Raw genomic sequence first — 24,741 nt, forward strand, 5'->3', positions numbered from 1 at the left:
CTCATTTGATATTACCTAACAAATTTAACTCTAATTTATAATATAAATCTATATCAGAAACAAGCAGATTTATAGAATAGTCATCGAGAGATTTAAGCCATTGCACTAGTTCATTGATTGTAATAATCTCTTCAATAGCCATTCTATATCTTTCCTCTACAACTCTCATACCTTGTGATTTATATAAAATATAATTATTGAAATCTTGCCAAACCTTAAGTTTATCATCTGTAGTTTTTATCACAAAGGTAATGGGGAAATGTAAAACTTTATCTATATCTAAAAGATACTTATCATAATCATTTACTTCGCTAACTTGAAAGAATCTTCCCAAAGGACGCATTACAAAATCTATGCCACCGTCATTTGCATTTGTCCGCCCTGTCTTATAAAGTTCCAAATACATCTCTTTAATATCATAGGGCGTACTACCAATATAAATTTTTTGATTTTTGTAATGATTCTTTAAAATTGCATAAGCGACAATTTCAAAAATTCTTGCTTCACAATCCCCTAACAAAAGATCTTTAATGCTCTCTCTTTTGTAATCAATATCTGTGCTACAAACAATAACACCCAAATGATTAATTAAAAACGAATCCTTTTCTTGAAGTAATCTTATATATTCTTCAATAATTTCTAAAGCAATTTGTGCAATATCAATATTGCCCACATACAAATATTGAATATGCAAAAGATATTTTCCATTATTAACAATAATCAAATCATTGCCATTCTCACCAACAATCTTATTTTTAAATTCTCCATTTACTCTTGAATTTAAGGCGTGATTTTGTAATTTTTCTCCTCCATATAAAGAACGATAAAGGCTAAAAAGCTTGGTATATTCATAACCATCAAAGCTTTTGTATTTTTCCTTTTGATTGAAAAAATCCTGCACATAGAAATATAAAATTGCATAGACTGCGTAGAGATTAGCTAAATTTCTTCTTGCTTTTGTGTTGCTATAAATTGCAGAATTCTTTAAATCAATATAACGCAATAATGGACTTTGTTGAAAAATATTTACTGAATCATTTGAAGTAAAATATTTTTCTAAAACTTCCCTAATAAAATCTTTCATACAACATTCTCCTTAAATAGATTTTGAATACTCAATAAATGGTCTTTTTTAGATTTATTGGAAGTTTTGCGAATTTTAATTTTTGTCAATTTTTCACCATTATAGGTATCAGTAATTTTACATCTCCTAAGTCCAATCTTGAAAAATTCTTCATTATTATCTATGCCTATGGTTTTACGTCCTAAATCTAAAGCAACTTTGCAAGCTGTAAAGCTCCCTGCAAAAGGATCAAAAACAATATCGCCTCTATTGCTTGAAGTAAGAATAATACGTTCTAGTAAAGATTCTGGCTTTTGTGTGGGGTGATTCTCGTATTCTGCCATTTTAAAGCGTACTCGGTTAAAATGCCACACATTACTTGGAATCTTTTCACTACTATAAGGCTGTGGGGGTGTTTTTCGATAATCTATCAAGCCTCGTTTTGCTCCTGTTTTTGCCTCTATTAGAATATCATCTGCATTGAAAATATAAGATGAATTTTTAGAATGCGTTATCATTAAAATTGGCTCATAACTTGAACCAAATTTATTCTTTGGTTGAACCCCTGAAGAATCATAGCTCCAAATAATACGATTAATCACAAAATATTTTTCACTCACATAGCAATCAAGAAAAGGCATATATTGCGTTGAAGACATAAAATACATTGTGCCATTTGGTTTTAAAATTCGCATACATTCATCAATCCAAATCTTGCACCACTCTAAATATTTTTGGGCATTTTCCCAAGTGTCTTTTGAAACTCCAAAATCTTTGCCAATCCCATAAGGTGGGTCAGCAAAAATTAAATCAATGCTTTGCGATTCTATGCTACTTAAAATTCCCAAACTATCACCAAGAAACAATAATCCATTATGATTATTATGATAAGTAACCAAACTAGGTAGTTTGTGCATTTGCAAAATACTTTCAATTTTCATCCCTCACTCCCACTCAATCGTGCCCGGGGGTTTAGAAGTTATATCATACACCACGCGGTTAATGCCCTCTACCTCATTAATAATTCTATTACTCACAGATTCTAAAAAATCGTGGGGCAAATGCGCAAAAGTCGCTGTCATTCCATCAATCGCTTCCACTGCACGCACACAAATTGTATTATCATAAGTGCGATTATCGCCCATTACACCCACGCTCCGCACATTGAGCAGCACACAAAACGCTTGCCATACTTTATCATAATAGCCTTGCTTGTGCAGTTCATCTATAAAAATAGAATCCGCCTCGCGCAACAAATCTAAATCCGCCTTATTCACCTCGCCCATAATGCGAATCGCAAGTCCGGGTCCCGGGAATGGATGGCGCATTAGCATAGATTCAGGCATTCCAAGCTCTCGCCCTAACGCCCTCACTTCATCTTTAAAAAGCTCCCGCAAAGGCTCAATGAGTTCAAACTTCATCCACTCCGGCAACCCACCGACATTATGGTGGCTTTTTATCGTCTTAGAGGGACCCTTCACACTCACAGATTCTATCACATCAGGGTAAAGTGTGCCTTGTGCTAGGAATTTTATCTCGCCTTTGGTATTGTGCTTTTTTGCCTCTTTTTCAAAGACTTCAATAAAAGTCTCGCCGATGATTTTACGCTTTTTCTCTGGCTCAATCACACCTTTAAGGCGGCTTAAAAACAACGCACTAGCGTCTGCAGTGATTAGTGGCACTTTGAGATTCTCTCTAAACATTTTCTCCACTGCCTCTCTCTCACCTTTACGCAAAAGCCCGGTATCCACAAATACAGGGATTAGATTCTCCCCAATGGCACGATAAAGCAACGTAGCGACAACGCTAGAATCTACCCCCCCACTCACCGCACACAAAACCTTAGAAGGTGTTGGCTTTTTGGTGCTTTTAGCGGATTGTTCGCTCGGTGCTTGGTCATTACCCTTAAGGTAACTCCCTTCGCCCCTCGCTCCAAAACCACTAAAATCCCTCAAAAATCTTTCCGCCTTAGAATCTTTGGCAAAATCTTTAGATTCCATTTTCATTTTGCTTTGCTTTTCATCTAGTATTCTAAGATTTGCAGTAGTGCTTTCGTAGTTTTTTTGAGATTTTGGGGGTGAGGCTAGACTAATGGTCTGCGAACCCTCAAAATCCCAAAAATCTGCGGAATGATTGCCCAAAGTTGAATGCCTTTTGAAACACGAGGTAAGGTGGTCATTCACCATTCCCACCGCCTGCATAAACGCATATATAGTCGTAGTGCCGACAAACTTAAACCCACGCTTTTTCAAATCCTTAGCAATTGTATCTGAAAGGGGCGTGGAAGCAGGTAAATCTGCGATACTCTCAAAGGTATTGATAATCGGCTTACCTCCCACAAAGCCCCAAATATACTTATCAAAGCTCCCAAACTCCCTTTGCACCACCATAAATGCCTTAGCATTAGAAATCGCAGCTTCTATTTTGGCACGATTCCTAATAATCCCCTTGTGTTGCATTAGAGATTCTATTTTACTTTCATTATAAGCAGCAATTTTATGGTAATCAAAATCATCAAATGCCGCCCTAAAAGCCTCACGCTTTTTAAGAATCGTAATCCAAGAAAGCCCCGCTTGAAAGCCCTCTAAAATCAAAAATTCAAAGAGTTTCTTATCCTCGTGCAGTGGTTCGCCCCACTCTGTATCGTGATAATCCTCATAGAGCTTACGCGCTGCTGCGTCCTTATCGGTCGCCCAAGGGCAACGCACCTTTTCACGCACACCCTCATTTGAATCTTGCGCCTCAAGCCCTAAAGACTTTTGCAAACTCTCACACGAAATTTTTAAAGGGACAAGCTCGGGTGAAAATTCCCCAGCACTCCCCACAGGGATAGGCTTTTCCCTTGTTTTTGCAAATCCTAAAGCTTGATAGAATCCCAAAGCCCACTCTAAACTTGCTACCTTTATCACTTCATATTTGCCTAAATATCGCGTAAATGCTTCTTTTAGCAGTGCTTTACCCACGCCATTTTTAAAGGCACTCGGCACAACAAAAAGCATTGTAATTTCATTTTTTTCTACTGCAATAAAGCCTAACCATTCCCCATTTTTTTGCGCTATCAGTAGAATTTTGGATTCTAAAACATCCTCCCGCATCTCCTCTCTCATACCCGCAATTTCATCTTCGCTTAAATCTTTGTGGGTGGCTCTCGCACCCTGCTCCCAGATTTCAACAAGCCTTTCTATGGCTTGTGCTTTGCCAATGTGCTTAAAGGCCTCTGCAAGGGTGATAAAATGCAAAGAATCCCTTAAGGATTCCAAAGCACACTCTAAGTCCTCCCTTGCTACCTCCATAGGCGTTAGCATAATCTCCCGATAATTTCCAACGCAAAAGGGTTCTCCTGCTTTGTAAAAACCTAGTTTGCTATAATAAGAGAGGGCTTGCTTACGACTATTAAGTTTGATTTTTTCAAATGGGTATAAATGCCGATTCAAAGCCTCTTTAAGCAATACTTTGCCAATCCCTTTGCCAAAATATTGCGGAGTGATAAAAAGCAAAGTAATTTCATTTTTTTGCACAGCAATAAAGCCTAGCCACTCCTCTGTTGTCGTGCATATCAGTATTTCCTCTGCCTTTGCAATATAATCTTTTTCTATCTCTTTACGTCTATGGGTGATAAATTCCTCACTCACTTCTTGCGTGGCTCTTACAGAAACTTCCCAAATTCTAAGAAGCTTTTTTATCACTTGTGCTTTGCCTATTTCTTTAAAAGCTTCTTTTATGGTTTTAAAAGCAGGATTCACACATTGCCTAACCCCACTTCCATACACGATTTGACGCAATTTTGCAATCTCATTTTGTGCAAAATTCCGCATATTCCAGCTTGTATCCGCCCCACAAATCCCTACTGCAAAGTTTTGCAACATTTGCCCTCCGCACTCACTATGCACGACTTCAGGGTGAAACTGCAGGGCATAAATCTTGCGTTTAGAATCCGCAATCGCACAATAATGCGTATTTCCAGACCTTGCAAGTTCTCTAAATCCTTGCGGAATAGATTCCACCTTATCCGCGTGGCTCATCCATACGATAGAATCTTGCTTCACATTTTTAAAGAGTGAGCAAGATTTAAAGCCTTGCGTGGCGTTATTTTTGGATTCTTGCCATGCATTTTTTTCAAACCTAAAAACAAGATGATTGATTTTTTTGCCCTTGTAAGGCTTAGGATATTCCCCCACTTTTTGCATACTAAGCTTTTTTGCAACTTTAAGAGAGCTTAGATTGTCCTCTTTGATAAGGCAATACACTTCCTCTAATCCCAAAGTTTCAAAGCCATATTTTGCGCACATTCTAGCTACTTCGCTTCCATAGCCTTTACCCCAAAAATCGCGGTGCAAAAGATAACCGATTTCTACGATTTTTTGAGTTTTGCCCTTTAAGCTTATCTCTGTATGGTTTAGCCCCGCATTGCCGATAATCTTACCACTTTGCTTCTCCACAATCGCCCAGATTCCAAAGCCATATTGTTGATAATGTGCTAATTGCTTCTCTAGCCATTCCTCGCTTTCCTTTTTGCTAAAACCATGCCCCCACGCAACCATTGTCTCTTTATCGCTCACAATTTTATGCAATGCCGCAAAATCCGCCTGTGTGTAAGGACGCAAAAAGACGCGCTCACTCTCACACACAAAAGCATTTGCCACAGAATCGCTAGTTTCTCTTTCAAGTGCCTTTTTTAATGTTGTCTTGTCTATTTTTAAATGCGCAATAGGAAAGTCTCTCCCTGCGGAATCTTTTTCGCTCATTCCTATTTTTCTAAAGCCCAAAGATTTATAAAATGCCAAGCCTTGCGCATTTTGCTCGTTGCAATCTACCAAAATGTAAGGATAATCTTTCAAATATCGCTCCAATGCTTCTTTAAGCAATGCCTTGCCCACACCTTTTCTAAAAGATTTTGAAGCAACAAAAAGCATTTCAATTTTGTTCTTTTCCACACCAACAAAGCCCAAAAAATCCTTTTTATCTGTCGCAGTGATGATGTTTTGAGAGCTTTGTAGTGCTGCTTTGACTTCTATTTTAATCTCTGCAATGTGCTGATTATTTAAAAAAGTATGACTTGCTCGCACAGAATCTTCCCATAAATCAAGCAAGGCTGTTAGCATTTGAGGAAACTTGCTGTGGCTAAAAAGCGTAAAAGAAAGATTTATTGGTGCTTGTGCGCTTTGAGACGCACCTTGAAATGTGGGATAAGATGAAGCTTTAGAATCTTTATCCGCATAGGATTCCATAATCTCTAGCACCGCCTTGCCAAACTCTTGCGCGTCTGCCTTGATGACGCGTCCTCCAAAATGTTGGGCGATGAGCTGCATACCATAGCAGATTCCTAAGATTGGAATCCCGAGTGAGAAAATCGCACTATCGGGCTTATAAGCGTCTTTCTCATACACACTTGCAGGTCCGCCACTTAGGATAATGCCTTTAGGATTCTTTGCCTTAATAGAATCTAGCTTTTCAAAATAAGGGACAATCTCGGTATAAACGCCATATTCACGCAATCTACGCGCAATGAGCTGTGTGTATTGACTCCCAAAATCTAGCACTAAAATTTGGACATTGTTTGTTTGCATAAAGAATCCTTAAAAGTTATGGAATTTGCATTTGTTAATTTTTCTTGCAATCTTAGCTAAAAGTTGCTTATAAGTGCTTTTATTTGGTTCAATCAAACTTCTTTAGCCTTTCGTATGATTTAAAATCACTTTTAAGATTTCTTAAACTATAATTGAGACTTTTTAAGGTTTAAGGGAGCGGAAATGGGAGAGCAAGAATCTAAAGGACTGCAAAGCCTAAAGCAAACGCTTATTTTGGAGCTAGAAAAGCGCGTAAAAGATAAAATCCTAGAAAATGAGAACAAAGAGCTTTTAGCAAAGCTTATTTCAAATGCGGATTCCATAACAGAAGCACAAGCCATAATGGCACTTGGCACGACTTATAAACGCACAGGATTCCACTTTGATAAGAGATTAGAAAAAAGTAGCGATAAAATCTTTTATTTTAAGAAAAATGAGGAATTAAGCTTTTCTTGTGATTTTTGGAATAAGCAAGGCGAGGGAGTTAAAGGGGAGGCGGAAGCAGTTGAGATGAGAAATTGTGGTTTTCAAGCACGAAACAAGGGAGTTACCAAAGCGGTAATGACCGAAGTTGAGGGCGAAGAATCCACAATTTATCGCTCAAAACAAGCCAAAGGCGAAGTTTCTTTAGTAAATGCAACGCCACTCAAGCATACTTTGATTATCGGGGATAACTACCCCGCCCTGCAAAACCTCCTCATCACCTACAAAGAAAAGGTAAAGGTTATTTATATTGACCCACCCTATGGCAAGGACGACTTAGGAGAGTTTGCTAAGACAAACTACCACAACGCCATTACAAGAGATAATCTCCTCTCAATGCTCTATCCTAGACTACAACTTGCAAAGGAACTTTTAAAAGATGATGGCGTGATTTTCTGCTCCATAGATGATAAAAATCAAGCTTATGTCAAATGCCTCTTTGATGAGGTTTTTGGGGAGGGGAATTTTGTAGCAGATTTTATCCGCAAAACAAAAAGCACGACAAATGACGCAAAAACAGGGGTAAATTATCAACACGAATTTTTATTATGCTATGCGAAAAATAAGGAAAATGTAAATCTTTTAGGTGGTGAAAAGGATTTAAGCAAATATACAAATCCAGATAATGACCCAAATGGTGCGTGGGTTTCTAGCGACCCTACTGCAAAAAGTGGGGATATGAAAACGGGGTATTTTGCAGTAAAAAATCCTTACACAGGCAAAGAGGATTATCCAACCAATGGGAGATTCTGGCGTTTTTCTCAAAATACTCTACAAAAACATATTGATGAGGGGCATATATGCTTTAAAGAAGAGCATAAAGAGAATGAAAGGGGCTTTATTTATAAACGCTATTTAAAAGAATTAAAGACAAATTTAAGAACCTTTGATTCTTTGAAATTTGTAGAAAATGCTTTTATGAATCAAGTTGCGACAAAAGAACTTTTAGATTTAAATTTAGCCGAAGTTTTTACCTATCCAAAAGGCGTAGATTTTATTAAGGAAATTTTAAGGCATTCCACCACTCCAAACACTCAAACTCAAGCAACTAAAGAACAATTTACCCCCCCCCCCCCCCGCAGCCTAGCTGCTTAAAATCCAAAGATTCTAATATTGCAGATTGCCACGATTCCAATGGAGTATCTCACAATCCACAAGATTCTAAAAATTCTAAGGAAGTATCTTGCGGGGATTTTGCGGGTTTTCAAGGTGGAGGTGAGGGAGTTAATAAAGCATTAATGACCGAAGACAACACTGCAGAATCCCACAAAATCACCCAAGAGACAACACAAGGCGATATTATCTTAGATTTTTTTGCTGGCTCTGGCACAACAGCCCACGCAGTGCTAGAACTCAACCGCGAAGACAATGGCAATCGGCAATTTATTCTAGTAACTAACAACGAAATCACTCCTTTAAACCCCAATGGCATAGCCAAAGATGTAACAAGCAAGAGATTAAGGCGTATAATGAGTGGGGAATGCTATGACAAAAGCACAAACTTCAAATGGTTGGAGAAAAATAAGCCTTATGGTGGAATCCTAGAAGTGCTAGAGATTGCAGAGGTAAGCGAATACGAAAAGGGGAAGGGAGAATCTGCCTTTGAAGTAATAGATGAAACTTGCTATAACCTAGAACCTTTTAAAAGCGTAAGTGAAAAAATAAAATGGGTATGTGAAAACTTTGAGAGGGCAAAAAAATGCTTAAAAATACAAGGCAAGAGTGAAAAAGAGTGGGAAAAAGAATTAAATAAAAGGCTTAAAAATGGCAATACCTCAGATAATTAAAGATTTACAAAACGAAGCAGTTACGCGACTTGTTGGACTACTGCCATACAAAAAGGAAATCACTTTCAAAGCCCCCACAGGCAGTGGCAAAACCTATATGATGAGTGATTTGATGAATAGGGTTTTAAGTCAAGATAAAGATGTAATTTTCATCGTTTCTACACTCTCAAAAGGCAATCTAGCAGAGCAGAATTTCAAAGCCTTTGTGCAATTTGCTAAGGAATTTAAACATCTTAAACCCTTTTTGATTAGTTCGGAATCTAGTGGAGAAAATGCGCTAGATATTCCGCTAGACTTTAATGTCTATGTCTTAGCAAGGGATTTGTATAAAGAAACAAGTAAGCTAAAGCAAGGAGCGTTTGCAAACTTTTTATACGCACAAAAGGGGCTAAGTGCAGATTTATCGCATTTAGGACAAAAAGAAATCAAAAAAGCAAAGAAAATTTATCTTATCAAAGATGAATGCCACATAGCGACTTCAAACTTAGATGAGTTAATTTTAGATTCCAAAGGCAAAGGGTATTTTGAAAAAGTCATCAATCTCTCTGCCACACCAAAGCTTAGTCGTGGGCAATACCCCGATGTGCAAATTAGTGAAGCAGAAGCAGTGAGCGCAAAGCTCATTAAGGAAGCGGAGTTTATAGAGGAAGATTCTGTAAAATTGCCCGAAGTGTTAGAGAAATTTAAAGAAGTAAGAGAGGCGTATAAAGAGGCGCAAATTGGCATCAATCCTTGTCTTATCGTGCAAATCTCTAATAAAGACAAGGCAGAAGCCCAAATCAAAGAGCTAAAGGCGACTTTAAATCGTGAGGGATTTAAGGATTTAAAATGGCTTTTAATTGTAGAAAAAGACAAGGATTGCGATACAAATGACTTTTTTCGGGCAAAAAACTTGCCTGTGAAGCGGTGGAAAGACTATGCCAAAGAGAATACAAGTAGCATTGATATAATCATCTTTAAAATGGTCATAAGTGAGGGTTGGGATATACCTCGCGCTTGTATGCTTTATCAAATACGAGATTCTAAATCTAAGCAGCTTGATGAGCAAGTGATTGGGCGTGTGAGGCGGAATCCCTGCCTTTTAGAGTTTGAGAGTTTAAGCCCAAGTGTGCAAGAGCTTGTAAGCACAGCATATATTTATGGTGTCAAGCCTAAAGATGAAGGCTCTATAAGCGTGAAACTCAAAGGCGAAATCTCTAGCGGAATGTTTGAAAATGAAGTGCAAAAAGAGTTTAAAATCCACACGACAAAGCTTAAAAGAGTGGGCGAGAAACTAGAATTTAAGCCCGATGAGATTATAAAGACACAAAGTGAAAGTGTGGTGAGAGAGAGCATTTTCACGCTGTATGAGAGATTAGCAAAAAATGCGCTTTTAGCAAAAGAGTGTAAAAAATATGTGAGAGAGAGTTCCAATGGGGAAAAATTAAATGAGGGGGTGCAAAGGTGGTTTAATTTTGCGTATGCTTTTGAATCTTTAAAAAAAGCTTATAATGGGTTAGTCGGGGCGGATAATTACGAACAAACTATGGAGATAGAAAACGCTCAAGATTCTGGGCTTTTGAGTTTGCAAAGTGTGTTTAGCGTGAGTGAGGATAAAATAGAAAATAGTGATGAGGTGGAGTGGATTTGGCAAAGGCTAGACAAAAAAGATGAATTTCACTTTGATAGTGAGGCGGAGAAAAAGTGGTTTATAACGCTTTATAAAATGCGTAAAGAAGTAAATAGTGAGGGTGAGAGTTTAGTAAAAATTTTAAAGTTAAACAATCAAAATTGCTATCTTTTAGGCAAAAACTTCCCCTATGGCTCAAGTGTGCGCTTTGAATATTATTTAGAGGGCTATCATTTTTCTTATCCTGATTTTATTTTAAAAGATTGGGCAGATAGAATCCATATCTTTGAAGTCAAAAGCGTGAATAAAAGCAAAAATTCTGGTGTGGATAGTGGCGAATACACCGAAAAAATTAAGGCATTAAAAAAATGCTACAAGAATGCTTCAAAGCTTTTAGCAAAAGAATGCGAGAAAGCAACATATACAGAATCTGCAGAATCTACCATTAAAGGCTACTGCTTTTACCTGCCTATTTTAAAAGATGATAAATGGCATATAGAATGTTTTGAAAATGGGGAAAATACTCTTTATGGCATTGAAGACTTGCAAGAGAAAATAAAGAAATTTTCTTAAGATTTTATTGGGTTTAGCACAATCCAATTTGTTAATTTTTTGCGCAATCTTAACTAAAAGTTGCTTATAAGTGCTTTTATTTAAGCCTTGTAATTGAGAATTGTAAGTATTTTACTGGCTTGTAGTAGAATTTGTTTTTTTGATAAAATATGTGCTAGAAATTTTAAGACAAAGAGGGGTTGTTTTATGACAAATGATGAAAAAATTTTTAAGGAATTTCAAGAGCGTTGGAGTTTGGAAAAAGTCAGAAATATGACTTTAGAGGAATATACAGGACTAGGTGGAGCAAATAGAGATGACTTTACTTATTGGATAGAATCTAAACTTGATAAATTAGGGAGTATATGGGGAGGAAGCGGGTTTAAATTTGGTATTTATAAGCGTAATGCAAAGGATATAAAAGAAAATGGGCAAGGCTTCATTTACACAAAAGACTATGCTTGGCTGAAAAAATATGGGGAAACAAAGGACGAAGCTTTTGCTAAAGTTAAATCCTATATTATAAAAATCATAGAATTAAGTCAGCAAAATCAACTTGATAAGATAGACAAAATAGATTTAGGGCATTCATATAAATGGAAAATTGCCTTTCATTACCAAAACATTGAGGATATGAAAATAGTTTGCATATTTAGCAACAATGTTTTGCAAAAAATTGCAAAGGGAGAAAATTTAGGAGACAATCTAAGCACAGCACAAATTTATGAAAAACTTTTGGGAGACAAAACTTACACCCTTGAAACAATGATACGAGAAAAATCTAAGCTTCTTTGGCAACAATATGGTGAAAATTCACAAGAAATAATGGAGAATCCAATGTCAAATAATCTAAATACTCAAACCCAAAACACAATCCCCCTTAATCAAATCCTATATGGACCGCCCGGCACAGGCAAGACTTATAATACCATAGATAAGGCTTTAGAGATTTTGGCTGAATTTAAACAGATAGATTCTATTCCGCAAACAAGACAAGAACAAAATGCCATTTTTAAACAATTTAAAAAACAAGGACAAATCGCCTTTATCACCTTTCATCAAAGCTTTTCTTATGAGGAATTTGTAGAGGGAATCAAACCTGTTGTTGATGATTCTTCACAAAATATGACTTATAAAGTGAAAAATGGTATCTTTAAAAAGATTTGTGAGGAGGCATTCAAAAATTATGAGGATTCCAAAAAAGAATTAAAACAGCTTCAAAATGAACACTATACAGAATCTTTGATTAGTGCTTTTATTGCAAAGCTTGAAAATGGCGATATTGCATTGGAATGCAATGGGTGGAAGTTTCAAAAGACTTTTCGTAATTGGACTTATAAAATATGGGGGAGCGACAATCGTTGGCTTCTGCTCAAAAAAGAAGGGAGGCAAAAAGATTTAACTATAAGTATTGCAGCAATTCTAAAATATTACGATGAGTATAAAAAGAAACTAAACATCAAAGTCCCATCGCCCTATAACGAAACTCATTGCGACAATGAATTTTACACTGCAACTTTTAAAAAACTCAAAGAATTTGAGGATACAGAATATAAAAAGCAAGATTCTAAGCCTATGGAAAAAGTCCCGCTTAAGCCCTATATCCTCATTATTGATGAGATTAATCGCGGGAATATTAGCAAGATTTTAGGGGAGCTTATCACGCTTATTGAACCAAGCAAAAGAATTGGGAATGATGAGGAGCTAAGGGTAACCCTACCTTATAGCCAAGAGACATTTGGTGTGCCAAGTAATCTTTATATCATTGGCACAATGAATACAGCTGATAGAAGCATTGCTTTACTTGATACTGCGTTGCGTAGGAGATTTGAATTTAGCGAGATGATGCCAGATTGTGAAGTGCTCAAAAGTATTTGGTTAGTGAAAGATACAGAGGGTAAAAGAGATAAAGAAAACTATTTACAAGATACTAATTTACATATTGGTGAATATGGAGTGAGAGAAGAAACTGAAATTTTATTTCAGATTCTAAAAGCCCTTAATCATCGCATAGAATTTTTGCTTGATAGGGAGCATACGATAGGACACGCATTTTTCTTTGAGAAAGCAAAATTTTTTAAAAATAATGAAAATGTTTGGTATGAATTAAGTTTGAATGATTTAAAAACAATTTTTGCTAAAAAGATTATCCCTCTTTTGCAAGAATATTTCTATGAGGATTATGCTAAGATTGACGCGGTGCTTAATGAGAATGAAATGATAGAATCTAAAAATATGCAAGATTTGGGAATAAATTTAAGTGATGAGTTTGTGGAGAGTGAGAAAAAAATCTATAAAATCGTGCCATTAGAAAATGAGATTTGGGATAATCCTCAAACTTATATCAAGATATACGAAACTAATCAACAATGAATCATAAAACCTTATGTATCGCTGAATGGCAAAGCTTTGGGGTAGAGGAGATTCAACAAGTTTTAGGGCAAAAAGATAATCAAATAAATGAAAAACTAGAAAATCAAGCCCGAAAAATCTTTGAGGAATTGGTAGAATTTGCACACATAGAGGGTAATCATATTTACCTAAAATTTGCAGGTAAAAAGCTAAAGGCACAAAATTATGTCGGGCTTATCCAAACTAAAAGCGGCTTTTGCCTAGAGATTTTGCCAAAAACTTTTCGCACAGCTAAAGAAAGTGAGGGTTTTGTATCTAAGGATATAGAGGATAAACAAAACTCTATAAAATCCGCCAAAACACTTTTACTCAAAATGCTTCAATCTCTTAAAGATTCCCCTTTTAAACAAAGCCATTTTACACACTTAAAGTTAGCAAAAATGCCTTTGCTTGAAATTTTTATTTTAATGTTTTTGGATGAATTAGAAAAATTAGTAAAAAAGGGGTTAAAAAGCGATTATATCGTGCGTGAGGAAAATCGCAAATTTTTAAAAGGCAAACTGCTTTTTGACGAAAATCTAAAGCTTAATTTCGCCCACAAAGAGAAATTCTTTACAAGCAGTGATGAGTTTAGTGCTAATATCGCCCCAAATCGTATTATTAAAAGCACATTAGGGTTTTTAAGCACACAGAATCTAAGTGCAAAAACAAGCACGAAGCTCACCCAAGCACGATTTATCTTTACAGACATTAGTCCTAGCCAACACATCGCAAAAGACTTCAGTCAATGCCACAACTCAAGGCATTTAAAAGGTTATTATCCTCTACTACAATGGTGTGAAATATTTCTAAGGTGCAAGACTTTTACCTCTTATCAAGGCAATTCTCAAGCCTTTGCCTTACTCTTTGATATGAATAAACTTTTTGAATCTTTTGTCGCAAGTGAAATGAAAAAGTGGCTATGCGGTATGAAGTTAAGTTATGAAAATGAGGCATTTATGGAACAAATTTTTGGGGAAAACAAAAAAGATTCTTATCTTAAAACCCAAGAAAAGAGCAAATATCTTGTAGAGGAAAAAAGATTTTTACTCAACCCCGATATTGTCGGCTACCAAAAACAACAAATCCAAGCAAAACAAACTCTTTTTATCGCTGATACCAAATGGAAGATTTTAAGCCAAGAAAAACAAAATTATGGTATTTCTCAAAGTGATATGTATCAAATCTTTGCGTATTTAGCCAAATACCAATGCAAGAGAGGCTTTTTGATTTATCCAAAGATAAAAGATTGTAAGGATACATTAGAAAATTTAGAGCTAATTTTTAAGCCAGAAATTTTTAACAAAGACAAACAAGAAGCCAATCCAGCTAAACTTACACTCTGTTTTTTTAATGTGTAGTTTGTTATAATCAACCCTTATCCATTTAAGAGGTAGTTATGACGCAAAAATATTTTATTCTCCTTAAAGGAAAAGATAAAACCAAAGAGATCAAATCCTGCTCTTTTGAAAATGAAAATCTTAAGGTGATTTTTAAGAACAATCCACAAATTTATACTTACAAAAAGGATAATTTCACGCTTATCAGAAAGGCTACAAGCTATAACCTTTTTAATTACCTCAAAGAGCTTTGTATTTTAGCAAATATAGAGACACCAGAGGGCAATTTGAATGTGCTTTTAAAAGAATATGAAAAAATGCAAAAAATCCCAAAGGAATCTGCCTTATCTATTTATCTTAATCCCTCCTCTTTTGTGCAAGTTTCTAAAGATAAACCCTTGCTTATTTTTCCTTTTGGCTCTAATGCTTCCCAATATCAAGCGGTGCAAAATGCAATGTGCCATCAAATAAGCATTATTGAAGGACCTCCGGGCACAGGCAAAACGCAGACTATTTTAAACATTATCGCTAATCTTATCTGTCAAAACAAAAGTATTGCGATGCTTTCTAACAACAACTCCGCTACACAAAATATATTTGAAAAGCTCTCAAGCAATGGATTCGGATTTTTTTGTGCCACTTTAGGCAATAAAGAAAACAAAGAAAATTTTATTACCAATCAAAGTGGTATTTATCCCTCTTTTGATACACCAACGATAAATACGCAAAAACTAAAGCAAGACATTAATATATTGAATCAAAAAGCACTAGAAAGTTTTAGACTTACCAATGATATTGCCAAAAATGAAGCATTTTTAAATGCATTGAGATTAGAATATAAGTATTTTAAAGCACAAGAAAATAATTTGCCTTTAGAAATAAAGAATCTTAATTCTTTAAATGTTGATAAAGTTTTAAGGGCAAAAGTGCAAATACAGCAAGAACAAAAACTCTCTTTTTGGCTGAAATTAAAATTGATTTTCTTAAGCAGAATTGGTAATTTTAAATTTTACAAATCCCCAAAAGAGCAGATTCTATATACTTTAGATGAGACTTATTATATCCTTAAAGATTTAGAAATTTCAAAAAAGATTGAAGCATCTAAAGCCGCTCTTAAAGCTTTAGAGCAAACAAATCCTTTGCAAAACCTTATAGATAAATCCTTACTCTTACTTAAATCTTATCTTAAAACAAAATACAAAAACCAGCAACAAAGAGTGCAATTTGAATTATCGGATTTAAATCAAAATGCAGCTACTTTCTTGCAAGAATATCCTGTGATTTTAAGCACGACACATTCTATTAAATCCTCACTGAATCTTAAAGAGGAATTGTTTGATTATGTAATTATTGATGAGGCTTCACAAGTGGATTTGATTACAGGTTTTCTAGCATTAAGCAGTGCGAAAAATGTCGTAATTGTAGGGGATACAAAGCAACTCTCCAATGTAATTAATCAAAGCAAATATCCTTTGATTCAAGAACTCACACAAAAATACCATATTCCTTTGCATTATGATTTTCTAAAACAAAGTTTATTAAGTTCTTGTCTAGCAACTTTGCCAAATGTGCCAAAAGTAATGCTAAAAGAACATTATCGCTGCCACCCTAAAATCATTGGATTTTGCAATCAAAAATTCTACAACAATGAACTTATTATCTTAAGCAAGGATAATGGGGAAAAAGATGTAATACGGGTATTTGTTACACAAGAGGGCAATCACGCAAGGGGACACTATAACCAAAGGCAAATTGATGTAATCATAAAAGAAATTTTGCCGACCTTACAAGCAAATCTCACAAAGGAACAAATAGGCATTATTGCACCTTATAAAAAACAAAAGGAGCATTTAAGAGATAGCGTAGGTGCATTACAAATAGACACGATTCATAAGTATCAAGGTAGAGAAAAAGAGGCGATAATTTTAAGCACGGTGGATAATGAAATCAATGATTTTATCAATGATAAAAACTTACTCAATGTAGCTATAAGTCGTGCTAAACGATATTTAAGGGTGGTTGTCTCTGCCCAAATTTGCCAAGAAAATAATCACTTAAAGGATTTAATTGAATATATACACTATCATAATTTTGAAGTTACCCAAAGCAAGGTAAAATCTATTTTTGACTTGCTTTATAAAGCAAATGCAAAAGCAAGACTAGAATATTTAAAAGGCAAAAAGAGAATTTCTTTGTATGATTCAGAAAATCTTGCTTATCATCACTTAAAGGATTGCATTAGTGCTTATGGGAATTTAGATATTATCACGCATATACCGCTACATAGAATCATAAATACTCAAAACCTTAATGAAGCAGAGCAAGAGTTTATGCAATCCTCAAGTCATATTGATTTGCTCATTTTTAACACAATGAATAAGCTTCCTATCCTTGCCATAGAGATAGATGGATTTGCCTATCACAAGGAAGATTCTAAACAAATTAAAAGAGATGAGTTAAAAAATGCGATTTTGCAAAAATGTGGCATTCCTTTGCTTAGGCTTAGCACAATCCAAAGTGATGAAATTGCGCGTGTGAGAGCATTTTTGGATAAGCTATTAAATTCTTGTCCCTAAACTTCTATCTTCACAATCCCGCCCCTAATTGCTCCATTTCCTTAAGTGCATTCTTAAGACTTATGCAAATTTCCTCGCTTAGCTCTTTTGGGCTTGGCAGATTCTCCAAATCCTCTAAACTCTCATCTTTTAGCCAAAAAATATCTAAATTCATCTTATCACGCTTTTGAATCTCGCCCATATCAAAAGCGCGGAATCGCTCACTTTCTTTGCGATTTTCCATTGCCCCCACGCAAAAACTTGCTTCAAACTTCCGCAAATGTTCCGCACTCAAAGGACTTGTTACAAGGCTTAGATTCATATTCGTGCGCATATCATACACCCACACCTTTTGCGTGGAATCCTCACTTGTTGCGACTTTGTCAAAAAACAGCACATTTGCTTTCACCCCTTGCGCATAAAAAATCCCTGTGGGCAGTCGCAAAATCGTATGCAGATTAAAATCCTCTAAAAGCTTTTTGCGCACCCTCTCCCCCGCTCCCGCTTCAAAAAGCACATTATCGGGTAGCACTACTGCCGCTTTACCCCCGATTTTTAGGAGATTCATAATGTGTTGCAAGAAATTTAGCTGCTTATTAGAAGTCGTGGCGAAAAAATCCTCGCGATTATACTCGTCCTTTTGGCTTTTCACCTTGCCATTTTCGGCTAGAATCTTAGTTGCCGACTTCTTGCCAAAGGGCGGATTGGTTAGCACCCTATCAAACCGCCGATTGCCTAACTCACTTAGAGAATCCCCAATTTCTATCACACCTCCCTCTCCCCCGATTCCGTGCAGATATAGATTCATTGCGCACAAAGACGCCACTAAGGGCGTAATATCCTTGCCATAAAGCCTCTCATTGCGTAAGCGTTTGAGTTCCTCTTTGTCCTTTGTTTGTGCTTTCATCGCCTCATACGCACTTAGCAAAATCCACCCGTGCCACACGCAGGGTCGCATACCTCCATATTAGGCCTTAGCTCCATTAGCCCCACAATAGAATCTATCAGCACTCTAGGCGTGAAATACTGCCCAGCTCCCGCCTTTGTCTCTGTGGCGTTTTTTGCAAGCAGTCCCTCATAAATCGTGCCCTTGACATCTATATTCAAGCCCAGCCAAGTCTCACTATCCATAAGCACAAAAAGCTTTTTGAGATTTGCGGGTTCTTTGATTTTGTTTTGCGCGTCATTGTAGATAAGCCCTATTACACCCTCACTCTTTGCAAGTTGCGCGAGTGCGGCATTATACGCACTCTCTAACTCCAGCCCATCTAGGTTTATGAGTCGCTCCCATTTGCAGTTTGCAGGGATTTTGCTACTTTCTCCTATGCTTTTTCCTCTCGCTTTCCATTTTCAAAAACAGCAAATAGCTTAACTGCGCGACATATTCGGTATAGCTCACGCCACTATCACGCAAAATCGTTGCGAAATTCCACACCTTTGCGACAATCGCCTTTTCACTCATTTTTGCCCTCTCCCGCATTTTGATTGCACATTTTCATAGCCTCTTTAATCCTTATAAATATCCTTTCTATGTCCTATATGGATTACACAAACAAGCAATACTTCTTCACTTTTAAGATAAATAATCCTAAAATCCCCTGCTCTCTTTCTAAACTTACCCTTATGGCGACCTTTGAGGGCTTTATCTCCACTAAAATTACCCTGCTCTAAATCATCAAGTTTTGATTGCAAAAGCCTTTGGTTTTTTGGATTTTGCTTAGCAATAATACTTTTTGCATAATCAGCAATTTCCAAACGATACATTAATCCCAACCTAATTGCTTTTTAAACTCATCATAGGGTATTGTTTTTCTTTTTCCCTCTTTAATCTCATCTATGACTTTATCGCTTATCATTTCGTCCATTCTGTCTTGATATGCGATAATTGCTCGTTCTATCAAAGCGGTGCGCGTGAGATTCATTTCCTTTGCAGTATAATCAAGTGTTTGTATCAAATCCTTATCAAGCCTTATATTAATCGCACTTTTCATATCTCTCTCCTCTGCTTTTGTATCTACAATTATAGATACAGATTTCTTAAATATTTATCAATATTCTCCTTTATTGCTTTAAATCCCAAGCAATAAAGCAAGATTACATTTTACTTGCTCCAGCACTTCCTTTTCGCACTGCTCTATAAAGTTTGCTCCCCTTGCCTTAAAATCTACATTTCTTAGCTGGTCGCTTAAAATCGCTCCCTCTTTCTCTCCAATCACACAGGGCACTTCAAAAGGATAGCCTTTTATCTTGCTCGTAAGAGGCACACAAAGGCACAAACCGCTTTTTTGATTATATTCCTTTGGGCTTAGGACAAGTGCGGGTCTTTTGCCCCTTTGCTCGTGTCCGCTCTGCGGAGTAAAATCAAGCCAAATCAAATCACCACTTTGAGGCACATAGTTTGCCATTACCATTCCTTGCCTATTGTGTCGTTTTCCCAAACGCTGTCTATATTCAGATTCTTTTTATTCATCGCTTTGCATATTTGCTTTAAATCCTTTTGCTTTTCTATGATGAGCTTTTCATCTTGAATGCTAAGTTTGAGCTTAGAATCTTGATTAAATCCCAAGTTTTCCAAAAAACTACTAGGAATACGCAAGGCTAATGAATTACCCCATTTATTGAGTTTGACTTCACTTGTCATACTTTCTCCTTGTATCATTGTTGATACAATTATACATTATAATTTCTTAAATGATTTAATTTGTTTTGCTTCACACCAACTCACCCTTAAACGCTTGGTTTAAAAGTGAGGATTTGAGCCTTTGGAGATTTTCTAGACTTGCATTCACAAACTGCTCCAACTTCTCCAAATGCGCAAATTTGGATTCTAAAATCTGCACGATTTGGTTTTGGGTTGCAAGGGGTGGGAGGGGGATAGGGAGTTTTGAAAAATTTGCTTTATTAAGAATAGGCAATGTCGTAGATGAAGCATTTGTTTTAATAAAATTTTGAACTTTTGGAGAAATGCAATAAAAATATATAAATTCTGATATAAATTTTTGTGATGGCAAAATAGCATTTATTTGTTGATTGCATATTCCCTTCTTTCTAATTAAACCTGTTTTCCCAATCGTTGCGCCTATGCAAGTAACCAAAACAGAGCCACTTGGAAGTTGCCTTGATATTTCAAACCCTTTTGGTGAAACATTGTCTGAAGCAGCCTCAACATAATAACCATTATTTAAATCTGTTGGTTTATAAAACGGAAAATCATCTCCATAGTATTCTGCATTGTCTTTGCTTGGAGTTGAACCTGTAACGATTTCGCACACTTCCCCAAGTGTTTTTATTTCCCAACCTTGCGGAATTTCTGCTTTTATGAGAGGGTGGAGGGGCTTGAATGTGCAAGTTTGGGCTAGTTTCTTGCGAAACGAGCGCGAAGTCGCTCCCTCCTCCCTCTCAAACTCTCCCTCCACCCCGACAATGCTTTTTAAGGTTTGCACTTCATTTGATTGATTTTGAGATTCTGTGAGTTTGCCGCTAAAGGCGGAGTGGAGCAAGGAGGATTTAAGGCGCGGAATATTGGTTTGAACCGCCTTAAGATGACGCACCGCCTCATCAATATGTGCAAAGGCACTTTCTAGCTTTTCTACTATGGCTTTTTGCACTTCAAGGGGCGGCAGGGGGATAGGAAGTTTCGCATATTCTGAAATCCAATATCTTTTATGCGTGTCGCTTCTGTATTGAATTGTTTGCATAAAATAAAACACAAATTTTATATTTGCAATTTTGGTTGCGTGTAGAATTTTCATTGCCGATGATTTTACTTTAAAATGAAAATCTACAAACTTAGAATCTGTCGTAAAATCATCAAAGATAATTACAGGCGTTTGGGTAAAAATATTTTCTGTATCATTTGTATATCCCAGCAAAAAACTTTTTCCAGCAGTTAAAACAGGGATTTCATATTCATCGCTATATTGAGTATTTTTTACTATATATTTTGTGGGTTGCTCGTATGTTAAGCATTCTCCAAGTGTTTTGACTTCCCAATTTTTAGGGAGATTGTGCTTTACCATTAATTCTTAACCTTAGAAATTAAATCACTTAATTTTTCAATCATCTCAAAGGTTGGCATTTTTTCTTTTTTGACTTTATCTAAGGCTCTGTTTGGATTTTCATTTGTCATTTCAACTAATTTATCCATTAATTTTTCTGCTAACTCTTGTGCTTTACTATCCTCTAACTTTTCTATTTGCTCCTTATATCCGCTATAAGCTTTAGCAAGTGTTTCTTTATGCTTATATTCCTCTTGCAATCTTTTGTTTTCATTTCGTCTATTCGTTGCAAAAATAGCCAACCAAGCTAAAGGGATATAAAAAGGCAATCGTGCAAATATAGCTCCAAAAATGACTAATGGGTCGCTTATTTTGTCTGCAATTTCAACAAAACCCCAAATGGCGACACCAAAAATACCTAATATAGAAATAATAAATGTTGCATTCCAACCCATAATAGCGCATTTATAGCTTTTATTAGACTTTTCATAAGAACTTGCCAAACTTGCATTTGTGGCAATATCCAATAAATCCCTTATCTCATTTTTCCATTTTTGAATTTGTTGTTTTTGCGTTTCATCGTATTTATCTATCTCATTAAGCCTATCTTTCACTTCTTGTTTTAATCCACCCACTCTTTTATCACCCTCTAAGTTACCAAAAACCTCTATATGAAAGTTGTCTAGTTCTATTAATTTTTGTGCAAATTGTATTGCCATATTGTCAATTTCCTTATATCTGGCATTTATATTATTATTTATCTGTTCAATTTCTGCTTTTAGGGAGATTTCTTTATTGTCTTGTTTTTCAAAAAAATTATTCCTAAACTTTTGAATTTCATTAAACCAAGTTTGAATTTGTGTTTGAAAGTCTGTGATTTGCTTTTGAATACTATCCTCTGCGCTTAATAACCTAGCTTCATAATTTTCTATTGCTTTGGCATCTTTTTTAACCTTAGGAAAATTAATTTCTTGTAAAGACTTTTTTATAGTGTCATTGTAAGCACCTATCATCTCACTAATGGCACTAGGAATTTGATTTTTTGGGATATAGATATTTCCATAAAAAGCCAAAATAGATAAAATTTCATCTAAAATCTGTGTAACTTGTATTGATTGATTGCTAGATTGAATTTTTTGCTGTATTTGCTGCATTTGAGTATAAAAGTTTGATGGGAGTAAATCGGGGTCTAATAAATTTATGTAGTTTAAGGCGTATTCTATGACTTTTTTTTGCTCTAGCAAATTCTAACATTTGATTATAGTCTAAATTTGCTGTATTTGAATTTTCTACTTTATCTTTTATTTGAAGTAAAAATTGTCTTACTTGTGTATCAAATTGTTCTACTCGTGTCATTTTAATAACCCCCAAAGTTTAAAATTTAAAATAAAATTTTATCAAAACCCTATTTAATATCTTATCAAATTGCTAAATCAACTTGACTTCCTCTTGCCCCACCAATGCCAAGCTTAACCTTTCTTATCCCCTGCTAACTCTTGCAACCTCTCTACCAAAACCACCACTTGCGTATAAGGCGTTTGCCTTTGTGCTTCATTTTGACTATTGATTTCTTTAGCATTGTTGATAGCGGTTTCTAGGTGCTGTGTTATGATTTCTTTAAAATCATAATCTTTAGCATAATTTTTCACATTTTCCCTAAATGCTTTTTCCTCTTGCACTTTTTTGCAGGGGCTGCCTCCACTTTCTCCAAAAATCTTGCTTGTTTTGGTAAAATGCAACAAAATCCAAAATTCAAAGCAAGGGTCTGAAACAATCGTTTGAATTATCGTATCTTTCACCATATTTAACGCCTCATTAAAATCTCTGTGCCTATCTCTATCAAAGACACAATAGATTTCATCGTATTCATTGGGATTTTGTTCTAATTTTTGTTTTGCGTATTTTACAACGTTACTTGGTGAGGGGTTAGAATCTGGGTCAATAATGATATTTGCATTTGTAAGGTTGAGCTGTTTTTTAAGAGTTTCAAAATAATTTTTCTCTGTTTTTTCTCCCTCACAAACGATTAAAATAACTTGTTTAGGCAATAAATTTTTGGTATTTCTTTTGTGAGACTTTTGCGCTCTAGCTTTACGCTTCTTAAACAAATCATCACTTCCCATTGGAAACCTTTAAATTTGTCCCAAATTTGGCAAAGCACCAAAACGTCCTAAAAGATAGGATTTCTCAAAGTCTATATTCTCTCTTAAACCCTTAAAATCACTCATAGCATAAAGCTTGGTTGCTTTGTTTTGTTTCTCACAAAAATAAATTTGGTCTTTTCTAAAAATATCTTTATCCAAAATAGATGTCTCGTGTGTGGTAAAAATCAGCTGGGCGTTGTTTTTGTTGATATTTTCATTATGAAAGAGATTGATAATAAACTTTGTCATTAAAGGGTGGAGGTGATTATGCAGTTCATCTATAATTAAAATGCCTCCTTTTTGAAATATATTAATAATAGGCACTAAAAACCTAAAAAATTCTCTTGTGCCTTCGGATTCTAATACCATATCAAATTCAATAGGTTGTCCTTGTTGGTCTAAATGCACGGCTTTAACCCTTGATTTTTTTGCCTTACCGCTAGAATCTATACTTATTGTTTCATTAAACAAGTCCCAAGAGGCTTCTTGCGTGTTTGCCTCTTCTTCTTTAAGAATTAAATTTTCAATATCAAAATCTACCGCTTTTAAATATTTTGATATTTCCTGTGGATTTTGCTTAAGAATATTAATAAAATCACCCAAACCAGAGATAGAACTCATATTAAACTTACCAAGAAACCAATCAAAAACAGGTCTAAGCTGCTTGCTATTAAGTTGAATTGCAGTAGATAAAAAGAGTGCATTCTCTCTTGTAGAGTTTTCCCATAGCTTTTTTTCACCCAAAAACTTTGAGCCAAACTCATACTTATATTTATCATTCTTTGTATCATACGCCCTTAAAAACCATTGTTGCATTCTGCCATTAGGATAGGCAAAGAGCCATTCCTCTAAAATCTTTTTTTGCGTAGCGGTAAATCCATATCTATATTTCACATTTTCCGCTATAAAAGATATTTCAAATTCTGATGGCTTTTCTTTATCTTTTCCAAGCAAAAAGGGCATTAAAGGAAACTCTATACCCCTTTGCATTAGAGTACTATGTAACACTATCACTCTGATTGCTTGCATAATTTTAATGATATTAGACTTTCCCGCCGCATTTGCTCCATAAATTGCCACACTCTTAAGCAAGGTAAGGTTATCTGCTTGAAAAGTATTTCCTTTAAGTTGTTTATCATTACTTGCAACGAGACTTAAAACCTGCTCCTCTTGTATAGAAAAGCAATTTTTCATTTTTACTTCAATCAACACTTAAAATAACCTTATAAAATGATATAAATTTATATTATAT

General features: G+C 35.6%; 18 protein-coding genes and 2 pseudogenes. 6 read left to right on the top strand and 14 right to left on the bottom strand.

Annotated features, from left to right (window positions below; genetic code table 11):
- Position 1: 1 nt before the first annotated feature.
- Genes LS65_RS04130 through guaA form a run of 3 tightly spaced genes read right to left on the bottom strand, consistent with a single transcriptional unit; the run spans position 2 to position 6,630 of the window.
- Positions 2-1,084 carry a hypothetical protein gene (locus LS65_RS04130; protein ID WP_034361013.1) on the bottom strand — a complete coding sequence of 361 codons (1,083 nt, stop codon included), beginning with the start codon at positions 1,082-1,084 and terminating at the stop codon, positions 2-4.
- On the bottom strand, positions 1,081-2,004 hold the full coding sequence (gene yhdJ / locus LS65_RS04135) for an adenine-specific DNA-methyltransferase (protein WP_201274325.1): 924 nt from the start codon (positions 2,002-2,004) through the stop codon (positions 1,081-1,083). The genes LS65_RS04130 and yhdJ overlap by 4 nt, the downstream gene beginning before the upstream one ends.
- Before the next feature lie 3 nt (positions 2,005-2,007).
- Positions 2,008-6,630, bottom strand: a complete 4,623-nt coding sequence (gene guaA / locus LS65_RS10135; protein WP_236096621.1) for a glutamine-hydrolyzing GMP synthase — start codon at positions 6,628-6,630, stop codon at positions 2,008-2,010.
- Positions 6,631-6,813: 183 nt separating this feature from the next.
- On the opposite strand from guaA, the gene LS65_RS04165 reads away from it, so the two are divergent.
- The 6 genes and pseudogenes from LS65_RS04165 (at position 6,814) to LS65_RS04190 (ending at position 17,368) form a co-directional block, all read left to right on the top strand.
- A complete protein-coding gene (locus LS65_RS04165; RefSeq protein ID WP_236096622.1) occupies positions 6,814-8,208 on the top strand; it encodes a site-specific DNA-methyltransferase in 1,395 nt (464 codons plus the stop codon).
- Between the two features lie 194 nt (positions 8,209-8,402).
- A pseudogene (locus tag LS65_RS10460) lies at positions 8,403-8,514 on the top strand (DNA methyltransferase); the annotation flags it as partial.
- A 363-nt stretch (positions 8,515-8,877) separates the two neighbouring features.
- Complete coding sequence (locus tag LS65_RS04175) at positions 8,878-11,082, top strand: DEAD/DEAH box helicase (protein ID WP_034363936.1); 2,205 nt, start codon at positions 8,878-8,880, stop codon at positions 11,080-11,082.
- 186 nt (positions 11,083-11,268) lie between these two features.
- The gene (locus tag LS65_RS04180; RefSeq protein WP_052061049.1) at positions 11,269-13,434 is read left to right on the top strand and encodes an McrB family protein; all 2,166 of its coding nucleotides are present in this window, start codon (positions 11,269-11,271) and stop codon (positions 13,432-13,434) included.
- Entirely contained in the window at positions 13,431-14,813 is a 1,383-nt protein-coding gene (locus LS65_RS04185) for an McrC family protein (RefSeq protein ID WP_052061048.1), read from the top strand. Before LS65_RS04180 ends, LS65_RS04185 begins: the two co-directional genes overlap by 4 nt.
- Positions 14,814-14,851: 38 nt before the next feature.
- Positions 14,852-17,368 carry an AAA domain-containing protein gene (locus tag LS65_RS04190; RefSeq protein ID WP_034361447.1) on the top strand — a complete coding sequence of 839 codons (2,517 nt, stop codon included), beginning with the start codon at positions 14,852-14,854 and terminating at the stop codon, positions 17,366-17,368.
- 10 nt (positions 17,369-17,378) lie between these two features.
- Here the strand turns inward: LS65_RS04190 and LS65_RS10465 are convergent.
- From LS65_RS10465 to LS65_RS04235, 11 genes and pseudogenes are all read right to left on the bottom strand, one after another.
- Positions 17,379-18,478 (bottom strand): annotated as a pseudogene (locus LS65_RS10465) (HsdM family class I SAM-dependent methyltransferase).
- Between the two features lie 181 nt (positions 18,479-18,659).
- On the bottom strand, positions 18,660-18,809 hold the full coding sequence (locus LS65_RS10500; RefSeq protein WP_201274328.1) for a type I restriction-modification system subunit M N-terminal domain-containing protein: 150 nt from the start codon (positions 18,807-18,809) through the stop codon (positions 18,660-18,662).
- 44 nt (positions 18,810-18,853) lie between these two features.
- Positions 18,854-19,111 carry a type II toxin-antitoxin system RelE family toxin gene (locus LS65_RS04200; protein WP_034361445.1) on the bottom strand — a complete coding sequence of 86 codons (258 nt, stop codon included), beginning with the start codon at positions 19,109-19,111 and terminating at the stop codon, positions 18,854-18,856.
- Entirely contained in the window at positions 19,111-19,338 is a 228-nt protein-coding gene (locus LS65_RS04205) for a ribbon-helix-helix protein, CopG family (protein ID WP_034361444.1), read from the bottom strand. Before LS65_RS04205 ends, LS65_RS04200 begins: the two co-directional genes overlap by 1 nt.
- Positions 19,339-19,416: 78 nt before the next feature.
- Positions 19,417-19,752 (bottom strand): endoribonuclease MazF, encoded by a 336-nt coding sequence (gene mazF / locus LS65_RS04210; protein WP_236096623.1) that lies wholly within the window; start codon positions 19,750-19,752, stop codon positions 19,417-19,419.
- Positions 19,752-19,988, bottom strand: a complete 237-nt coding sequence (locus LS65_RS04215; protein ID WP_052061047.1) for an AbrB/MazE/SpoVT family DNA-binding domain-containing protein — start codon at positions 19,986-19,988, stop codon at positions 19,752-19,754. Before LS65_RS04215 ends, mazF begins: the two co-directional genes overlap by 1 nt.
- A gap of 70 nt (positions 19,989-20,058) precedes the next feature.
- A complete protein-coding gene (locus tag LS65_RS04220) occupies positions 20,059-21,366 on the bottom strand; it encodes a restriction endonuclease subunit S (protein ID WP_138129764.1) in 1,308 nt (435 codons plus the stop codon).
- Positions 21,366-22,499 carry a hypothetical protein gene (locus tag LS65_RS04225; protein ID WP_034361241.1) on the bottom strand — a complete coding sequence of 378 codons (1,134 nt, stop codon included), beginning with the start codon at positions 22,497-22,499 and terminating at the stop codon, positions 21,366-21,368. The genes LS65_RS04220 and LS65_RS04225 overlap by 1 nt, the downstream gene beginning before the upstream one ends.
- A complete protein-coding gene (locus LS65_RS09775) occupies positions 22,468-22,701 on the bottom strand; it encodes a hypothetical protein (RefSeq protein ID WP_034361240.1) in 234 nt (77 codons plus the stop codon). Before LS65_RS09775 ends, LS65_RS04225 begins: the two co-directional genes overlap by 32 nt.
- Positions 22,702-22,814: 113 nt before the next feature.
- Positions 22,815-23,468, bottom strand: a complete 654-nt coding sequence (locus LS65_RS04230; protein WP_034361239.1) for an RloB family protein — start codon at positions 23,466-23,468, stop codon at positions 22,815-22,817.
- A 9-nt stretch (positions 23,469-23,477) separates the two neighbouring features.
- The gene (locus tag LS65_RS04235; RefSeq protein ID WP_138129766.1) at positions 23,478-24,701 is read right to left on the bottom strand and encodes an AAA family ATPase; all 1,224 of its coding nucleotides are present in this window, start codon (positions 24,699-24,701) and stop codon (positions 23,478-23,480) included.
- Positions 24,702-24,741 lie beyond the last annotated feature (40 nt).

This window comes from Helicobacter japonicus (assembly GCF_000762845.2).
Taxonomy (GTDB): domain Bacteria; phylum Campylobacterota; class Campylobacteria; order Campylobacterales; family Helicobacteraceae; genus Helicobacter_C; species Helicobacter_C japonicus.